Origin of the sequence: Nonomuraea deserti (assembly GCF_004348685.1) — a bacterium.
Taxonomy (GTDB): Bacteria; Actinomycetota; Actinomycetes; order Streptosporangiales; family Streptosporangiaceae; genus Nonomuraea; species Nonomuraea deserti.
In genome coordinates, this window is sequence record NZ_SMKO01000081.1 from 1 (window position 1) to 16,681 (window position 16,681).

15 protein-coding genes are annotated in these 16,681 nt (G+C 72.9%); 6 read left to right on the forward strand and 9 right to left on the reverse strand.

Features of this window, described 5'->3' with window-relative positions:
• From E1292_RS26535 to E1292_RS26545, 3 genes are all read left to right on the forward strand, one after another.
• Nucleotides 1-1,187 (forward strand): FGGY-family carbohydrate kinase (locus tag E1292_RS26535; RefSeq protein WP_132597925.1); only part of this gene is annotated, 1,187 nt, incomplete at its 5' end.
• Between the two features lie 23 nt (nt 1,188-1,210).
• On the forward strand, nt 1,211-2,110 hold the full coding sequence (locus E1292_RS26540) for a hypothetical protein (protein ID WP_132597926.1): 900 nt from the start codon (nt 1,211-1,213) through the stop codon (nt 2,108-2,110).
• Nucleotides 2,107-2,784: an aspartate/glutamate racemase family protein gene (locus E1292_RS26545; RefSeq protein WP_220447074.1), complete on the forward strand. Its 678-nt coding sequence runs from the start codon at nt 2,107-2,109 to the stop codon at nt 2,782-2,784. Before E1292_RS26540 ends, E1292_RS26545 begins: the two co-directional genes overlap by 4 nt.
• A gap of 139 nt (nt 2,785-2,923) precedes the next feature.
• On the opposite strand, the gene E1292_RS26550 is transcribed toward E1292_RS26545, so the two are convergent.
• The 5 genes from E1292_RS26550 to E1292_RS26570 are packed head-to-tail and all read right to left on the reverse strand — an operon-like array spanning nt 2,924 to nt 7,078.
• Nucleotides 2,924-3,877 carry a zinc-binding dehydrogenase gene (locus tag E1292_RS26550; RefSeq protein WP_132597927.1) on the reverse strand — a complete coding sequence of 318 codons (954 nt, stop codon included), beginning with the start codon at nt 3,875-3,877 and terminating at the stop codon, nt 2,924-2,926.
• A 22-nt stretch (nt 3,878-3,899) separates the two neighbouring features.
• Complete coding sequence (locus E1292_RS26555) at nt 3,900-4,259, reverse strand: hypothetical protein (RefSeq protein WP_132331584.1); 360 nt, start codon at nt 4,257-4,259, stop codon at nt 3,900-3,902.
• Nucleotides 4,256-5,122 (reverse strand): DODA-type extradiol aromatic ring-opening family dioxygenase, encoded by an 867-nt coding sequence (locus E1292_RS26560; RefSeq protein WP_132597928.1) that lies wholly within the window; start codon nt 5,120-5,122, stop codon nt 4,256-4,258. The genes E1292_RS26555 and E1292_RS26560 overlap by 4 nt, the downstream gene beginning before the upstream one ends.
• Nucleotides 5,115-5,921, reverse strand: coding sequence for a citryl-CoA lyase (locus E1292_RS26565; RefSeq protein WP_220447075.1), 807 nt, complete (start codon nt 5,919-5,921; stop codon nt 5,115-5,117). Before E1292_RS26565 ends, E1292_RS26560 begins: the two co-directional genes overlap by 8 nt.
• A complete protein-coding gene (locus tag E1292_RS26570; RefSeq protein ID WP_132597930.1) occupies nt 5,918-7,078 on the reverse strand; it encodes a CaiB/BaiF CoA transferase family protein in 1,161 nt (386 codons plus the stop codon). Before E1292_RS26570 ends, E1292_RS26565 begins: the two co-directional genes overlap by 4 nt.
• Nucleotides 7,079-7,236: 158 nt before the next feature.
• Here E1292_RS26570 and E1292_RS26575 point away from each other — a divergent pair, with 158 nt between their 5' ends.
• Together E1292_RS26575 and E1292_RS26580 are read left to right on the forward strand one after the other, a co-directional pair.
• Nucleotides 7,237-8,670 carry an amidohydrolase family protein gene (locus E1292_RS26575; RefSeq protein WP_132597931.1) on the forward strand — a complete coding sequence of 478 codons (1,434 nt, stop codon included), beginning with the start codon at nt 7,237-7,239 and terminating at the stop codon, nt 8,668-8,670.
• Between the two features lie 75 nt (nt 8,671-8,745).
• Nucleotides 8,746-9,546 carry an IclR family transcriptional regulator domain-containing protein gene (locus E1292_RS26580; protein WP_132597932.1) on the forward strand — a complete coding sequence of 267 codons (801 nt, stop codon included), beginning with the start codon at nt 8,746-8,748 and terminating at the stop codon, nt 9,544-9,546.
• Nucleotides 9,547-9,695: 149 nt separating this feature from the next.
• Here E1292_RS26580 and E1292_RS26585 read toward each other — a convergent pair whose 3' ends face one another.
• Both E1292_RS26585 and fusA read right to left on the reverse strand, forming a co-directional pair.
• Nucleotides 9,696-10,880 (reverse strand): RNA-guided endonuclease InsQ/TnpB family protein, encoded by a 1,185-nt coding sequence (locus E1292_RS26585; RefSeq protein WP_246090345.1) that lies wholly within the window; start codon nt 10,878-10,880, stop codon nt 9,696-9,698.
• A 372-nt stretch (nt 10,881-11,252) separates the two neighbouring features.
• Nucleotides 11,253-13,268: an elongation factor G gene (gene fusA / locus E1292_RS26590; RefSeq protein ID WP_132597934.1), complete on the reverse strand. Its 2,016-nt coding sequence runs from the start codon at nt 13,266-13,268 to the stop codon at nt 11,253-11,255.
• 604 nt (nt 13,269-13,872) lie between these two features.
• Here fusA and E1292_RS26595 point away from each other — a divergent pair.
• Nucleotides 13,873-14,133, forward strand: a complete 261-nt coding sequence (locus tag E1292_RS26595; protein WP_132597935.1) for a WGxxGxxG family protein — start codon at nt 13,873-13,875, stop codon at nt 14,131-14,133.
• Between the two features lie 80 nt (nt 14,134-14,213).
• Here E1292_RS26595 and E1292_RS26600 read toward each other — a convergent pair whose 3' ends face one another.
• Together E1292_RS26600 and E1292_RS26605 are read right to left on the reverse strand one after the other, a co-directional pair.
• Nucleotides 14,214-15,410: a hypothetical protein gene (locus tag E1292_RS26600; protein WP_132597936.1), complete on the reverse strand. Its 1,197-nt coding sequence runs from the start codon at nt 15,408-15,410 to the stop codon at nt 14,214-14,216.
• A gap of 149 nt (nt 15,411-15,559) precedes the next feature.
• Entirely contained in the window at nt 15,560-16,657 is a 1,098-nt protein-coding gene (locus E1292_RS26605) for a HesA/MoeB/ThiF family protein (protein ID WP_132597937.1), read from the reverse strand.
• Nucleotides 16,658-16,681 lie beyond the last annotated feature (24 nt).

The following is a 16,681-nucleotide window of genomic DNA, read 5'->3' on the forward strand; positions in this document are numbered from 1 at the left end:
CGGCGGTGGTTTACGCGCGGACCGGGCGGTGGGTGGACGGGAAGGCGCCGCTGGCGAAGTGGCTCTGGTTGCGGGCGCACGAGCCGGGCGTGCCGGCGGCGATGCGGTGGTGGGCGAGCGTGCCCGACGCGGTGGCGTACGCGCTCACCGGCGTGCTGCGCACCCATGAGACGCTGGCCGCGCGCACCCTCGCCTACGACGTCGTACGCGGCGACTACGACGACGACCTGCTCGCCCTGGCCGGTCTGCGTCCCGAGCAGCTGCCACCCACGGTCCCGGCGGTGGAGCCCGTCGGCGGGCTGACGGTGAAGGTGAGCGGGGTGGCGGCCGGCATCCCCGTGGTGATCGCCGGTCACGACCACGCGGTGGGTGCCTGGGCGTCGGGTGTACGCCGCCCCGGGCACGTCGCCGACTCCATGGGTACGGCGGAGGCGGTCCTGGCGCCGGCGGCGCACCGGCCGGACCCGCGCATCGGTCTGGCCCTGGGAATCACGGCCGACCCCTCGCTCGACGGCACCGGCACCGTCCTGGTCGGAGGCCTGCCGACAAGCGGCGGCATGCTCGACTGGCTCCTCGGCCTGAGCGCCACCCCCGACGACCCCCAAGCGCGGGCCATGGCGGACCCCGCGGGTCGTGGCTCGGGTGAGCGGGGTGCCGGGGGAAAGGGAGCGGGACGGGACAGGTACGCCGCTCTGCCCGGACTGCTGGACGGGGTGCGGTTGCCGACGGGCATCATCGCCGAGCCGTACCTGCGCGGCAGGGTGGCGCCCGCGCCCGACCGCGAACGCCGGGTGACGATGTCCGGGATCGGGCCCGGGAACACGTTCGGTGACCTGCTGGCGGCCGCCATGGAGGGCACCTGCCTGCACACCCGCTGGACCGTGGCCGAACTCGCCGCCGTGACCGGCGCCGCTCCCGAGCGGCTCGTGGTCTTCGGCGGGCAGGTGCGGATCCCGCTCTGGATGCGCGTGAAGGCGGCGGTCTCGCCCGTGCCGGTCGAGGTCGTACGGGCGGACGACGCCGTCTGCGCGGGCGCCGCTCTCATCGCCGGCCAGGCGGGAGGTTCGCTCGGCGACGTCCCCGTGCTGCCCCGCGAGCCGCAACCGTACGAACCCGGCCTCGCCGCCGCCTACCTCCCCCTGTACGAACGCTTCCTGGCCTCCGCCCGCCGGCGGGAGCACGGATGACCAACCATCAGATCGGAGCACCTATGACCAGCCAGGAGACCACCACGCCCGCCCCCACGCTCGACCTGCTGGCCCGCCCGTCCGGTGGGTTCGCCATGGTCGCGATGGATCAACGGGAGAGCCTCAGGCAGATGTTCGCCGCCGCCACGGGGGAGCGGGTGGACGATGACACGCTGGCCGGGTTCAAGCTGGCGGTGGCGCGGGAGGTGGGGCCGCACGCCTCCGGGTTCCTGATCGACCGGGACTACGGCTTCGACCGGGTGGCCGCCGAGGGCATGGTCCCCGGCGGGCTGATCATCGCCGTGGACAGTCTCCAGCAGGCGCCCGACGGCCCCGTCGAGGACACGGCGATCGACGAGACGATCGACCTGGCCGCCGCGCGGCGGACGGGCGCGGTCGCGGCCAAGCTGTTGCTCATCTGGCGCGATGACGAGCACCGGCAGCGCCGCCTGGAGACGGCCGCCGCGTTCGTCCGCGGATGCTCCGAGGCGGGCCTGCTCTCCGTGCTCGAAGGCGTGGCCAAGCCCGTCCAGGGCCAGGAGGCGGGCTTCGACGGGCCCGCCGCGATCCGGGAGGCCGCCAGGGAACTGGCCGGGCTGCGGCCCAGCCTGTACAAGGCCCAGGTTCCGCTCGGCGGCGCCGCGCCCGAGGAACGGCTGGCCGAGGAGTGCGCCCGGCTGGACGAGGTGATCCCCGTCCCGTGGGTCGTGCTCTCCCAGGGCGTCGAACGGGACGACTTCCCCGCCGCCGTCCGGGCCGCCTGCCGGGCTGGCGCGTCGGGAATGCTGGCCGGCCGGGCGATCTGGAGCGACGTGGTGGGGTCCGCCGACCTGGCCGCCGAGCTGCGTACGCGCTCGGTGCCCCGGCTCGTGCGGCTGGCGTCCATCGTCGACTCGTTCGCCCGCCCGTGGAACGCCCGATGACGGCGCCGACGACCGGGCCGGCGACCGGGCCGGCGACCGGGCCGGCGATCGCGATGCTGCACACCGTCCCCGCGCTCGCCGCGCCGCTGGCCGAACTGGCCGCCGAGCTGCGGCCCGGCGCGCGGATCCTGCACTTCGCCGACGAGAGCCTGCTCCAGGACACCATCGCCAACGACGGCCCGCCCCCGCACGTCCTGCGCAGGCTGGTCTCGTACGCGATGTACGCCAAGGAGTCGGGAGCCGGGACGCTGCTCGTCACCTGCTCCTCCATCGGCGAGGCCGCCGAACAGGCGCGCCCGCTCGCCGAGCTGCCGATCCTGCGCATCGACGAGCCGATGGCGGAGGAGGCGGTGCGGGCCGGGCACCGGATCGGTGTTCTGGCGACGCTCGCCACCACGCTCGGCCCGACCACCAGGGCCGTCCAGCGGGCGGCGTCCCGTCACGGGGCTGCGCGGGAGGTCGTTCCGCACCTGTGCGACGGCGCCTTCGACGCGCTGCGCGGCGGCGACCCGGCCCGCCATGACGCCCTGGTCCTCGACGGGTTCGGCCGGCTCACGGGGCAGGTGGACGTCGTGGTGCTCGCCCAGGCGTCGATGGCCAGGATTGTCACGCAGGCGGACGGGGGAGTGCCGGTGCTCTCCTCCCCGCGATCAGGCGTCGCCCAGCTGGCCTGAACCGGTCCAGCCCAGCCCAGAAGCCCTCGGGCCCGGGCCGGTCAGGAGCCCGAATCGGCCAGGGCTCTGACCGGTCAGGGCCCAGGCCGGTCGGGAGTCCGATTCGGCCAGGGCTCTGACCGGTCAGGGTCCAGGCCGGTCAGGTGGCGCTCAGGACGATGCGGCCCGCGGCCTGGCCCGCCGCCTGGCGTTGCCAGGCTTCGGCGGCCCGCTCCAGTGGTACGACCTCGTGCGCCACCGCCAGCCGCCCTTCGGCCACCCGCTCGGCGATCAGCGTGATGGCCGCGGCGCGCTGCTCCCTGGTCAGCTCGTTGTTGGTGTAGCCGAGCACCCGCAACGACCGGCTGCGCAGCGTGGCGGAGTCGAGCGGGGACGTCTCCGACGCCGAGCTGCCGAGGTTGACGAGCCGGCCCCCGGGACGCAGGCTGCGGGCGGCCGCGGCGGCCGGGGCGCCGAAGAGCGGGTCGACCACCAGGTCCAGCGGCCCTTCGCAGGCGGCGGTGAAGCGAGCGGCCAGCGCGGCCACGTCGTCGGTGTCCAGGGCGACGACGGCGTCCGCGCCCGCCTCCCGGGCCTGTTCGCGGGCCTCCGGTGAGCGGGCGGCGGCGACGACCCGGCGCGCGCCCGCCAGACGGGCGAGCTGGATGGCCGCCTGCCCCACCACGCCACCGCCGCCGAGCACCAGCACCTGCTCGCCGGCTGCCAGTTCACCGCGCCAGGTCAGCGCCATGTGCGCGGCCACGGCCGACAAGCCCAGCCCGGCCACGGCGAACGGGTCGGCGCCGGCGGGCAACTCGACGAGGTCCTCGGCGGGCACCGCCGCCAGCTCCGCCATGCTGCCGTCGCCCGGCGCCATCCCCGCCGACGTGGGGAACCACACGAGCCGCCCGCCGACGGCCCCCACACCCTGCACGCCGGGTACGTAGGGGACGGCGGGCGTCCCGAAGTATGAGGCGCCGCCCGCGCACAGCAGGTCCAGCGGGGTGATCGGGGCGGCGATGACCCCGACCGTCTCGGCACCGGATGCCACGGGCGCGGGCCGTTCGGTCACCACGGGCGGCAGGCCGCACGTCTCGATCGTGACGGCCCGCATCACGGCATCACGTCCAGACCCGTCATGTGGCGATGTCCGGGTACGGCAGGCTCATGTGGGACAGCCGCCGCGCGTATTCCTTCTGGAAGCCCAGCGGCGGATGGTCGCGCTCGAACATCGCGATGAACAGCGTCAGCGTGAGGAACGGATGCGCCCCCAGCTCGAACAACTTCGGGTAGTCGTGGGCGGCCAGGGCCTCGCGTTCGACGTCGTCGAAGCGGAGCCACGTCGACGACTCGCCGGTGTGGCAGCCGAGGATGCGGTTGGCGTACTCGGCCTCCCACATCTCCACCGTGGCGCGCGGCTCCTCGCGGTAGCGCTCGACCAGCTCGGGGTCGCGGTCGACGGTGAAGAGGAACTTGTTCAGCAGGTATTTGCTCATGACCCGTCACCTCCGTTCGGGTACCACGTGAAGTAGGCCTCCATGGTGTGAAACAGGTCGTAGGTGTCCACATAGTCGGCCTTCTTACCCTCGCCGGCGACCCCCATCATCAGCATGAAGTCCATGAATCCGTGGGTGGCGTTGCCGGGCTCCCACAGGCTGTCCAGGGTGACCTCCGACAGGCAGCCCTCGAGGTCGCCGGTGGAGATCCACTCGACGGCCTTGCGGTCGAACTCCGGGTCGGGGCCGTGCGGCCCGAACTGGCGCGGCCCGCCGAGCTCGAGCGAGAGGTGCCCGGTGCCGATGACCGCGACCCGCTGGTCGGAGGGCCACGACTCGACGAGGTCCCTGATGGTACGCCCGAGCTGCACGAACCGTTTCGGCCGCGGCAGGGGAGGGGCGAAGATGTTGGTGTAGACGGGCACGATCGGCAGGTCGTTCTGCGGGCGCAGGGTGATGATCGGGCACGTGATCGAGTGGTCGATCCGCAGCTCGTTGGAGAAGGCCAGGTCGAAGCCCGCGTCCAGGCCTTCGCGCAGGATGTACGCCGACAGGTCCTCCTGCCCCGTGAACACCATTCTGGGCAGCCCGAACTCGCGTTCCTCGTTGTAGAAGTTGGCGTCGTAGAAGGGCGCCTTGCCGACGAGGAACTGCGGCATGTTGTCCAGCCACAGCTGGTGGAAGTGGTCGGAGCCGACCATGACCAGCACGTCGGGCCTGGCCCTGGTCAGGGTCTCCCTGAACGCCTCCACCTTGCGCACCCACTCGTCGGCGAACGGCGGGCGGTCCTCGCCCGTGGAGGTGCTGGCGCGGTGGTAGAAGGGGTGGTGGGTGGATGCGATGACCGCGACGAGTTCAGCCATGCGTCTCTCCGTAGGGGTCGGGGGGCACGGACCGGTTGTTCAGGTCCACGGACAGGAAGATCTCGTTGGCCACGGGGTGGCGTAGTTCCTCGGCGAGCTGGCCGATCAGCCCGGCGGTCCTGGCCAGGAGCGCGAACCCGCGCAGCAGCTCCAGCGGCAGTCCCAGATCGGCGAGCGCCGCGCCGCAGACGCCTGCGCCGTTGAGCGGCAGCGTCCTGCCCAGCACGCGGGGGTGCACCCGGCCGACCGCGGCGAACAGCGACAGGTGCGGCCCGAACACGCCCTCCTCGGCCGCGATCTCGAACAGCCGCGGTGTGCGCGGGTCGCCGTCCTTGTGCACGTGGTGGCCGAGCCCGGGCACGCGCCGCCCCGACTCGCGCCATGAGGTCACGGTCTCCAGCGCGAGCGTGTCCCAGCCGGCGTCGTCGGAGGGGAGGGGATCGTGCTCCTGGAGCACGCCGGCGAGGAAACGCCCGCAGTCCTCGGTGACACCGAGGAACCGGGAGCCGCCGCCGAGCAGCCCGGCGGCCAGCGCGCCCTGCACGGAGTCGGGCGCCGACAGGTAGGTCAGCCGCGTCACGATCGCGGTCGGCGTGAACCCGTGGTCGGCCAGCGCGGCCAGCACTGCCTCGAACACGCGCACCTCGCCCCGCGACGGGCGGCGCTGCGTGGCCAGCCAGAAGGCCAGTTCGCCGAAGCCCACCTCGCCCATCACGTCGGCGGCCAGGTCGTGGCCGAGCAGGGTGATCGACGTGGGCGACGACGCCCCGAGCGCGGTGGGGTAGTCCCTGGGCGTCACGGCTGCTCCTCCGCGAGCCATTTGCGCAGCTCGGCGCCGTGCTCGTTCAGCTCGGGCGGCGGCAGCGCGTACCCCGCGGGCGTCTCGGAGAACCGGATCGGGTGCCGCGTCGTCGGCACCGCCCGCTCGCCCTCGCCCACCTCCACGACCGGGTCGAGCCCGAACCGCTCCGCCGCGGCGAACCCGCCGTCGATCGTGTTGATGGGCCCGCTCGGCACCCCGGCCTCCAGGAGCAGGTCGAACCACTCGTCGGCGGGGCGCAGCGCGAGCCGCTCGACCAGGATCGGCCGCAGCTCCTCCCGGTTGGCGGTACGGCTCGCGTTGCGGGCGAAGCGCGGGTCGTCGGCCACCTCGGGGATGCCGAGCACCTCGCACAACTTGCGGAACTGGCCGTCGTTGGCGGCGGCGACGATGAGGTCCTGGTCGGCCGTGGGCAGCGGTTCGTACGGGAACACGCTCGGATGCGCGTTGCCCATCCGGTACGGCACCACGCCCCCGGCGACGTACGCCGAGCTCTGGTTGACCAGCCCGGTCAGCGCCGACGACATCAGGTTGACCTCGACGTGCTGGCCCCGCCCCGTGGCCTCGCGGTGGCGCAGCGCGGCCAGGATGCCGATGACGGCGTGGTTGCCGGCCATCACGTCGAACACGCTGATCCCGGCCCGGTAGGGCGGCCCGTCGGGGTCGCCGGTCAGGCTCATCAGCCCCGACATGGCCTGCACCATCAGGTCGTAGCCGGGCACCCGCGCCCCGGCCCCCGAGCCGAAGCCGCTGATGGACGCGTACACGATGCCGGGGTTGGCGGCAAGCACGGCGTCGTAGCCGAGGCCGTACTTGTCCAGCCCGCCCGGCCGGAAGTTCTCCACCAGGACGTCGGCGCGCCGGGCCAGCTCCCTGGCCGCCTCGGCGTCGCCTTCGTCGCGCAGGTCGAGGGCGATCGAGCGTTTGCCGCGGTTGACCCCGAGATAGTAGGTGGACTCCTCGCCCCTGGCGGGGGGCGTCCACGTCCGGGTGTCGTCGCCGCCGGGCCCTTCCACCTTGACGACGTCGGCTCCCATGTCCGCCAGCAGCATCGTGGCGTAGGGCCCGGCCAGGACCCTGGAGAAGTCGGCGACCAGCACGCCGGACAGCGGCCCCCGCGGCTCGGTGTCAGTCATCGAGTCCCATCCTCGCGTCCGTTGAACGGACATATGTCCGCCCAGTCGATCCCAGCATCTAAAGGCTATGACGTCAAGCACCTTGACAGCTGGGCGAACGCTCATCACAGTGGCGGTGACCGTATAGCGGACAACTGTTCGCCAACGAGGAGCGTGCCATGAACGACTTCGACTCCGGGCGCCCGGTGGTGCTGCGCGGCGGCACGGTGCTGCCCATGGACGGGCACCGGGTGCTGCCCCGCACGGACGTCCTCGTCACCGGGGACCGGATCGCCGCCGTCGGCCAGGACCTGCAGGCCCCGCAGGACGCCGTCGAGATCGACGCCTCCGACGGCATCGTCATGCCCGGCATGATCGACACCCACCGCCACATGTGGCAGACCGCGATGCGCGGCTACGGCGCCGACTGGACGCTCACCCAGTACTTCGTCTGGTTCTACCTGGAACACGGCAGGCTCTTCAGGCCCGAGGACGTGCACGCGGGCAACACGCTGGCCGCGATCGAGGCCCTGGACGCCGGCGTCACCACCGTCGTCGACTGGTCGCACGGCCTGCAGACCGTCGACCACGCCGACGCCGCCGCCGACGCGCTGCAGTCCGTGCCGGGCCGGTACGTGCTCGCGTACGGCAACATCCAGCAGCCGCCCGCCGAATGGACGGCCACGCCCGAGTTCCGCGACTTCGTCGCCCGGCGCGTCACCGGCGACGACCTGCTCGGCTTCCAGCTCGCCTTCGACGTGCTCGGCGACCCGTCCTTCCCGGAGAAGCCCGCCTTCGAGGTCGCCCGCGAGCTCGGCGTGCCCGTCACCACGCACACCGGCGTGTGGGGCGCCACCAGCGACGACGGCATCAAACTGATGCACGAGCACGGCTTCATGACCCCCGAGACCATCTACGTGCACGCCGCCTCGCTGTCGGCCGACTCCTACCACCGCATCGCCGCCACCGGCGGCTCCATCTCGGTCTCCACGGAGAGCGAGCAGAGCGCCGGGCAGGGTTACCCGCCCACGTGGGCCGTCCGCGCCCACGGCATCCCGGTGTCGCTCTCCATGGACACGAGCGTCTGGTGGAGCGGCGACCTGTTCTCCGCCATGCGCACCACCCTCGGCGCCGACCGTTCGCGCGAGCACCTGGAGGCCCACGCCAAGGGCGAGACGGTCACGCACTGCGGCCTGCGCGCCGACGAGGTCGTCGCCTGGGCCACCCGGGGCGGCGCCCGCGCGCTCGGCCGCGACGACCTCGGCACCGTCGAGCCCGGCAAGAAGGCCGACCTGGTGCTGATCAAGAACGACGCGTCGCCCGTGTCGTTCCCGCTGCTCAACCCGTTCGGCCACGTGGCGTTCCAGGCGCAGCGCGGCGACGTGCACACCGTCCTGGTCGACGGCCGCGTGGTCAAGCACGAGCACCGCCTGGTCGGCGTCGATCTGGCCGCGGCCCGCCGCCAGGTCGAGCGGACGGTCGAGCACCTGCGCTCCGAGATGGGCGACGAGGCGTGGGAGAAGGGCATGAACCCGGAGATCCCCGCGACGAAGATCCTCGACAACCCGTACACGTACACCGACTACCGCAGCGACTCCACGCACCGCCTGTGACCGGCCACTGTGCGGACGGGCGGCCGTGCCGACCGTCTAAAGTCGGTGCAGGCGGATCCGAACGAGAGGGCATCGATGGCACGCGGTGACACAGGACCTGACTTCATCGAGGCGCTGGCCCGCGGCCTCGATGTCATCAGGGCCTTCCAGCCCGGGCGCCCGGTCATGTCCCTGACAGAGGTGGCGACCGCCGCCGGCCTGGCCAGGCCGACGGCCCGCCGCATCCTGCTCACGCTCCAGGAGCTCGGCTACGCCCGCCAGGAGGCAGGAGGATTCGCCCTCACACCGCGGGTGCTGGAGCTGGGCGTCACCTACGTCCGCTCCACAGGGCTGTGGGAGGTGGCCAGGCCGCACCTGGAGCGGCTGGTCAGGCAGACGCACGAGTCCTCCTCGATCGCCCAGCTCGACGGCTCCGACATCGTCTACGTCGCCAGGGTCGCCGTGCCGAAGATCGTCGCCCTGTCGGTGCAGATCGGCACGCGCTTCCCGGCGCTGCAGACGTCCCTGGGCAAGGTGCTGCTGGCCGCGCTTTCCCCCGCCGAGGTGGAGCGGGTCCTGGCCGAGCCGAGCCGCTCCGGCATCGAGCCGCGCTGGCGGCCGGACGCCGGCGAGCGCGAGGCGGTGCTGCGCGAGGTGCGGGCCAAGGGGTGGGCGATGACGGACGAGCAGCTCGCCCTCGGCATCCGGTCGATCGCCGCGCCGCTCAGGGACGGGCTCGGCAACGTCATCGCGGCCGTCAACGTCAACGCCCACGCCGCGGAGACCTCCATCGAGAAGCTGACCGAGGAGCACCTGCCGCTGCTGCTGAAGACGGCGAGTGCGATCAGCGCCGACTGGGCCCTCTACCAGGACGTGCCGCACGTCACGGCCTCCTGAGCCAGGGCGCGTGCGGCCTGGGTCTTGCCGGGCGGGGCAAGACGGCCTTCAATGATCCCCATACGGCGATCCAGGAGGGGCCGATGCGCGGTTCAGCCGCAGTCGTTCTGATGGTGACTCCTCCGCTCCCTGAAGAGAGCGGCTTCTCGCTAAGCCGCTTGCGCAGCCTGGCGAAGGGCAAGCCCTGCCCTCATGATGTTGACCGCCGCATTCACGTCGGCGTGCGCGGCATGCCCGCACGCCGTACAGGCGAACTCGGCTTGGGTGACGCGGTTCTCCTTCGCGCAGTGCCCGCAGCGCGAGCAGGTGCGGGAGGTGCCGGCGGGGTTCACCGCGATCAGCTTGCGACCGGCGCTTTCAGCCTTGTGCGCGAGGATCGTCAGGAACACCCCCCAGCCCGCGTCCAGGATGCTTCGGTTGAGGCCGGACTTGGCGGCGACGTTGCGGCCGGGGGTTTGGATCGTGCCGGACGCCGAGCGGGTCATGTTCGTGATCCGCAGGTCCTCGTGCACGATCACGTCATAGGTGCGGACCAGGGCGAGCGCGGCCTTGTGCGCGCCGTCCAGACGTTGCCTGCGCACCTTGGCGTGCAGCGTGGCGACGCGGGTCACCGCCTTGCGCCGCCGCTTGGAGCCCCGTTTCTTGCGGGCCAGAGCCCGCTGCGCGGCGGCCAGCCGGTCGGCGGACGCGGCCAGGTGGCGGGGGTTGGTCAGAGGCTGTCCGTCGCTGGTCGTGACGAGGGATGCCACGCCCATGTCGACCCCCGCGGCCGCGCCGGTGGCGGGCAGCGGTCCGGCGGGCACGTCGTCGCACGACAGCACCACGAACCACCGGTTGCCCTCCCGCTTCACCGCGATCGTCTTCACCCGGCCTTGGACCGTGCGGTGCCGGTGGACGCGGACGTGGCCGACGCCCTGGAGCCGCACGTAGGTGGCGGTCGAGTGCTCGGGCTGGGAGTCCCACCGGCAGCCGTCGCCGTCCTTGGGCCACTCGACCGTGTCGAACCAGCCGCACCCCTTGAAACGCGGGAAGCCCGGCGTGCGTCCGGCTTTAACCCGGTCGAAGAACGCGCGGAATGCCTTGTCGAGCCGTCGCAGCGTGGCCTGCTGGGAGGAAAACGACCAACGCCCCTGCCCGTCCGGGTCATCGGCACGGATGTGTTTCAGCTCGGCCGACTGATCGCCGTACCGGACGCTCACCCCCGCCCTGGCATAGGCGGTGCGCCGGTGCTCCAGAGCGGCGTTGTACAGCGTGCGGTGGTCCTCCAGGCACGCCGCGAGCGCCGCCGCCTGCCGGGCGGTGAGGCGCAGCAGGAATCGGAACGACCTGCGCACACACCCACCCCCCATCACTCTCGGTAACGACACCACCACGATACCGGCTGGCGCCGACAAAAGCGGGAAGGACATCCGTGATGCGCAGACCTGACAGGTCAGGGCACGCTCGGGCCTTGGCGGCCATCCCGCTCCCGATTCATCCGCCGCCTCAAGGCGACCTCGGGAGAATCTGATGGTGCTCACGACGTTCGCAGTCGCGGAGCCGGCCGCTCCAATCGCGTGGCCGCCGACCACCGGGAACACTGAGCCCTCAACGGGCCCCGGCCCTCGGCCCCAGACCCGGCAGGCCCTCGGGTCCGCCGCCGGGAATCGCGTACGGCCCCGCCCTCGCGACGGGGCCGTACGCGCGCCGGTTCCACGGCGCCGGTTCTACGGTGCCGGGGCGTAGCCGGCCGGGCGGGCGGTGAAGGTGCCGCGGCCCCGGGTACGGCTGCGCAGCCGGGTCGCGTAGCCGAACACCTCGGCCAGCGGCACGATCGCGGTGATCACGACCGTGCCCGACCGCGTCGCGGAGCCGGTGATCCGGCCGCGCCGGGCCGCGAGGTCGCCCAGCACCGCGCCCGCCGCGTCGTCCGGCACCGTGACCGTCACCTCGGCCACCGGCTCCAGCAGCGCCATCGTCCCGGCCCGCAGCGCCTCGCTCAGCGCGAGGTGCCCGGCCGTGCGGAAGGCGAACTCCGAGGAGTCCTTCACGTGGGTGGCGCCGTCGGTCAGCGTCACCCGCACGCCCGTCACCGGGTGCCCGCCCAGCGGCCCGGCGGCCAGGGCGTCGCGGCAGCCGGCCTCGACCGCGCGCACGTACTCGCGCGGCACCCGCCCGCCGGTGACGGTCGAGGAGAAGGCGAAGTCGCCCTCGGCCAGCGGTTCCACGTCGAGCGTGACGTGGGCGTACTGGCCGGCGCCGCCCTCCTGCTTGACGTGCCGGTAGAGCAGGCCCGACACGCCGCGGACGAGCGTCTCCCTGAGCGCCACCTGAGGCCGGCCGACGGCGACGGCCAGCCCGTGGTCGCGGCGGACCTTCTCCACCGCCACCTCCAGGTGCAGCTCGCCCATCCCCGACAGCAGCGTCTGCCCGGTTTCGGCGTCGGTGCGGACCGTCAGCGACGGGTCCTCCTCGGCCATGCGCGCCAGCGCCGAGGCCAGCCGGTCGGCGTCGGTGCTCCTGCGCGCCTCGACCGCCACCGACACCACGGGGTCGGCCGCGCCCGGAGGCTCCAGCACGAGGGGCGAGCCCGGCGCGCACAGGGTCGTGCCGGGCCGGGCCGCCTTCGGCCCGACGACGGCGACGATGTCCCCGGCCACCGACCGGTCCACCTCGGCGTGCCGGTCGGCCTGCACGCGCAGGATGCGGCTGATCCGCTCGGTACGGCCCGTGCCGGCGTCCAGCACCGTGTCCCCCTTCCGCATCGTGCCCGAGTACACCCGTACGTAGGTCAGCCGCCCGGTGGCGGTCGAGTTCACCTTGAAGGCCAGCGCGGCCAGCGGCGCGGCCGGGTCCGCCGGGCGTTCCGCGCCGTCCTGGCCGCGCACCGCCGGCACGTCCAGCGGCGAGGGCAGGTACGCCACCACCGCGTCGAGCAGCGGCTCGACCCCGCGGTCCCGGTACGCCGAGCCGCACAGCACCACCACGCCCGCACCCGTGCGGGTCAGGTCGCGCAGCGCCGCGGCCAGCGTGCGCGCGGAGATCGACGGGCCCGCGCAGAACTCCTCCAGCGCCTCCGCGTGCAGCTCGGCCACCGCCTCCTCCAGCAGCCGGCGCCGCCGCAGCGCCTCCTCGCGCAGTTCCCCAGGCACCTCGCCCGCCTCGTAGGCGCCGCCGGTCCACGTCAGCGACCGCATCCGCACCAGGTCGACCACGCCGGCGAAGCCGTCCTCGCGCCCGATCGGCAGCTGCGTGACCAGCGGCGCGGGATGTAGCCGGCGGCGGATCGACTCGACCGCGGCGTCGAGGTCGGCGCCGGCCCGGTCGAGCTTGTTGACGAACGCGATCCGCGGCACGCCGTACCGGTCGGCCAGCCGCCACACGGACTCGCTCTGCGGTTCGACGCCCGCCACGCCGTCGAACACCGCGATCGCGCCGTCGAGCACCCGCAGCGAGCGTTCGACCTCGTCGGAGAAGTCGACGTGGCCGGGGGTGTCGATGAGGTTGATCCGGTGCCCGTCCCAGTCGCAGCTCACCGCGGCGGCGAAGATCGTGATGCCGCGGTCGCGCTCCTGGGAGTCGAAGTCGGTGACGGTGGTGCCGTCGTGCACCTCACCCCGCTTGTACGTCGCGCCGGCGAGGAAGAGCATCCGTTCGGTGACGGTGGTCTTGCCGGCGTCGACGTGGGCGAGGATGCCGAGATTGCGGACGGTCGTCAGGGAGGTGGAGAAATGGGCGCGCACAGCCGATGACCCTTTCGGGGTGTCGTCGAACAGGACAGCGCGATTCCCCGGACGAAGGACGGCCGGAACTCGAGGCCGTGCGTGAACCCCGGCGCGGGATCAGGCCCGCGGGGGTGGGAGAGGTCGCTTCGTCAGGGCGTCCGATGGCGGCCGCGCAGCCGGCATCGGGGCGACGAAGACACCAGGATCACCTCGTGCCGCGACGGAGGGACGACGGCAGCGGTGCTGTGGCGCACGGCCGGCTCCTCTCCTCGTCGATGCGGTGCGGCGTTCGGTGGGGAGTGTAGTGACACGGGAGTGACACAGGGAACCGATTTTTCCGGCGCGTCCGCCAGGAGCTCCACCGCGCGGACGGATGCGGCGAGCCTGACGATCGCTCCGACACCGGTTCGGCGCGGCCGCCGGCCCGGATCGCCGAGTTACGCGTAGGAGCGTGCGCGCCGTGGCCGCACCTGACGGGAGAAGGCGTTTGAGGCGGGCGTGACGATGGTAGAGGCCATCTAGCAGGGGAAATGGAGATCGCCCCGCTATCGGTAGCCTTCCGGGGGAAGGCGTGATAGGCGGTCTCCGCGGTTGTGAGACCGCCGGATCGGGGGAAAACCCAATGCGTAAGACGCTCACCGGGCTGGGCCTGGCGTTCTTCTTGACGCTCGTCCCGGCCGCCGCAGCGACGGCCGACACGCCGGTCGCGCCCGTCGCGCAGAGCCAGGTCACACCCGCACCACAGCAAGAGAGGGACGGAGGCGGTAATGCCGGCCTGTGGGGCCTGCTCGGCCTGCTGGGCCTGCTGGGCCTGGCCGGCATGCGTAAACAGCGCCACGTCGGCACCTCGGAACACGTCTCCGACCGCGGGATGCGCCCATAGGCCGTCCCCGCCCGGCGTCGCAGCCGGGTGAGATCGCAGCGGCACGGCCGCCGCGCCGCGGCCGTGCCGACGCGGCACCTTCAGAGCAGGGCGCCCGCCCGGCGGAGTCGCCGCTCGCGGAGGGCGAGCAGCGGCGGCAGGCCGAGCTGCGCGGCGATGTAGACGGCCACGGCCAGCGCCTCCCAGAAGCCCGCCGAGCCGATCGCGCCGCCGGCGAACTGGGCGACGCCCCAGCCGCCCAGCGAGATCATGAGCGGCAGCACCACCGTGACCAGCATCCAGGCCATGACGGCGATCCCGGCGACGTACGGCACCACGAACCAGCGGGCGATCTGCCGGTCCCGCTCCCCGGCCTCCGCCAGCTCGGCGCTCTCGGCCTCGGTGAGCCGGAACAGCCGGCTCTTCGCGGTGAGCCACGTCGTCCGGTAGAGGTTGTGGCAGCGCAGCGCGTTCGCCAGCAGCGCGTACGAGTCGCTGCGGAGCGGCAGGGCGGCCCACTGCCAGACGATGCCGAAGATCAGGAAGAGCGCCACGGCGGCGAGGAAGCCGTCCACGCCGGCAGGCGGGGCGAGGAGCCGCAGCGCGAGCGTCACGGCCAGGACCACGGTGTCGACGGCCATCCCGGCCAGGTAGACGCCGTAGCGGCGGTTGCGCGGCACCGTGACGATCTGGGTGAGGTCGGTCTCGAAGACGACGTACACGCCGCGGTAACTGACGCGGAAGATCGCCGGCACGCCGACCGCGCGCCCCGCGAGCCAGTGCCAGGCCTCGTGCACGGCGCCGAACACGACGCCCAGCAGCAGCCACGTGAACGCCGACAGCCCCGGGCTGGGCAGGAACACGGCGTCCTCCCACGAGGGGCGGAGACCGGGCTGCGACACCAGCACGCCGAGCACGAACAGCGCCGCCGCCGCGTAGAACGACCAGGCGACACGGCCGAACAGCCGGGCCGCGGCCTTGGGGCTGACCCCTTCGATCCACCTGATGTGCCCGCGGACCTGCGCCGTCTCCGCGGGCGGGTCGAGCAGCCCGGCGGCGGTGAGCCCTTCGACGAAATCCGTGCCGTCCACCGGCTCGCCCGCGATCTCGCCGGCCCGCGCCGTGGCCTCGGCCAGCGAGCCCGTCTCCTGCAAAGTGGTCACGAACACCGCGCCGGGCTCGGGCACCGCGACGAAGACGCCCAGCTCGGGGCGCCCGAGAATCCAGGCCTCTCCGTCGAAGGAGACCGTCAGCCGCGCGGCTCGCTCGCGCAGCCCCGCATCCACGGACGTGGTCATTCTCTCTCTCCATGATCGGGTACGGCATGGGCAGGGCCGCACCCCGGTGTGGCCGGGATGCGGCCCTGCGCCCCGGAATCAGGAGTCCGGGTGGATGAGCTGCGTCAGACGGGTGTTCTCGACCCGCTTGATCTCGATCTTCACAAGGATCACCTCCCTCCGCATACCTGGCAGGCTGGGTTGCGAGGCCACTCGTCCTGACTCGTCGCACACCCGTGCGCGAAGTCGATGCTGAGCGGCCGGCCGGCGTACGCCGGTGGCTCGAAACCGGTCAGGTAACGCAGCACCTCGAAGGCGCCGAACGCCCCCAGCAGGCCGGCGACCGGGCCGATCCCGCGGTTGGGCTGGGGCTTGCTGACGAAGAGGCGGGTGGCGGCGATGGCGCCCGCGATCGCCGGGTCGTCGGGGTCGTCGAAGTCGGCCGGGTTCGACGGGTCCGCGGGCACGCACGCGCGGCACGCGCTGACGCCGGGCTGCACCGACCAGACGGTCCCCGTGGTGACCGAGATGCCACCGCGGACGAACGGCACGTCGTTGAGCACGCACGCCTCGTTCACCCAGAGGTCGATCCGGTTCGGCCGGTCGATGCCCGAGGCCACCACGTCGGGCCGGGTGCGGGCGACGAGCTCATGAAGCTGCTCGGGACCCTCGACGTCGGCGTCGATCGCCTCGACCTCGACGGCCGGGTCGAAGGCCCTGACCCACTCCGCGGCCCGCTCCACCTTGCGGGCGCCGATGTCGTCCCATCGGTAGAGGTACTGGCGGGCGAAGTTGCGCGGATCCACCGTGTCGCGGTCGAGCAGCGTCATCCTGCCCACGCCGAGCCCGGCCAGGTGCGGGATCGTGTTGGAGTTGAGCCCGCCGGTGCCGAGCACCAGGACGTGCGACTCGCGCAGGCGCCGCTGCAGGTCCTCGCGGCTGCGGCCGAGCGTGCTGAACGACTCGAAGAAGGCCAGATTGCTGAAGTAGCGCTCCGCGGCGGCGGGTTCCAGGCGGCCGAGCCGGTCGCCGTCCTCCAGCAGGCTCACGTCGTCGAACGCCGCGACGGCACCCTCCACGTCCGCCACGTCTAGCGACAGCTCGTCCGCGAGCTCGGCGACGGTCCTGCCGCCCTCGCCGAGCAGCGCGAGGAGTTTCTCCACCGTGCCGTCGGGGTCGGACAGGACCAGCTGGTCGCGGGGGTCGTACACCAGCCGCAGCTCATCCCCGACCCGCTCCCACGCGATGTCCTTGAGTCGTGGCCTCATCGGTGCATCAGCCAATCTCTGAGA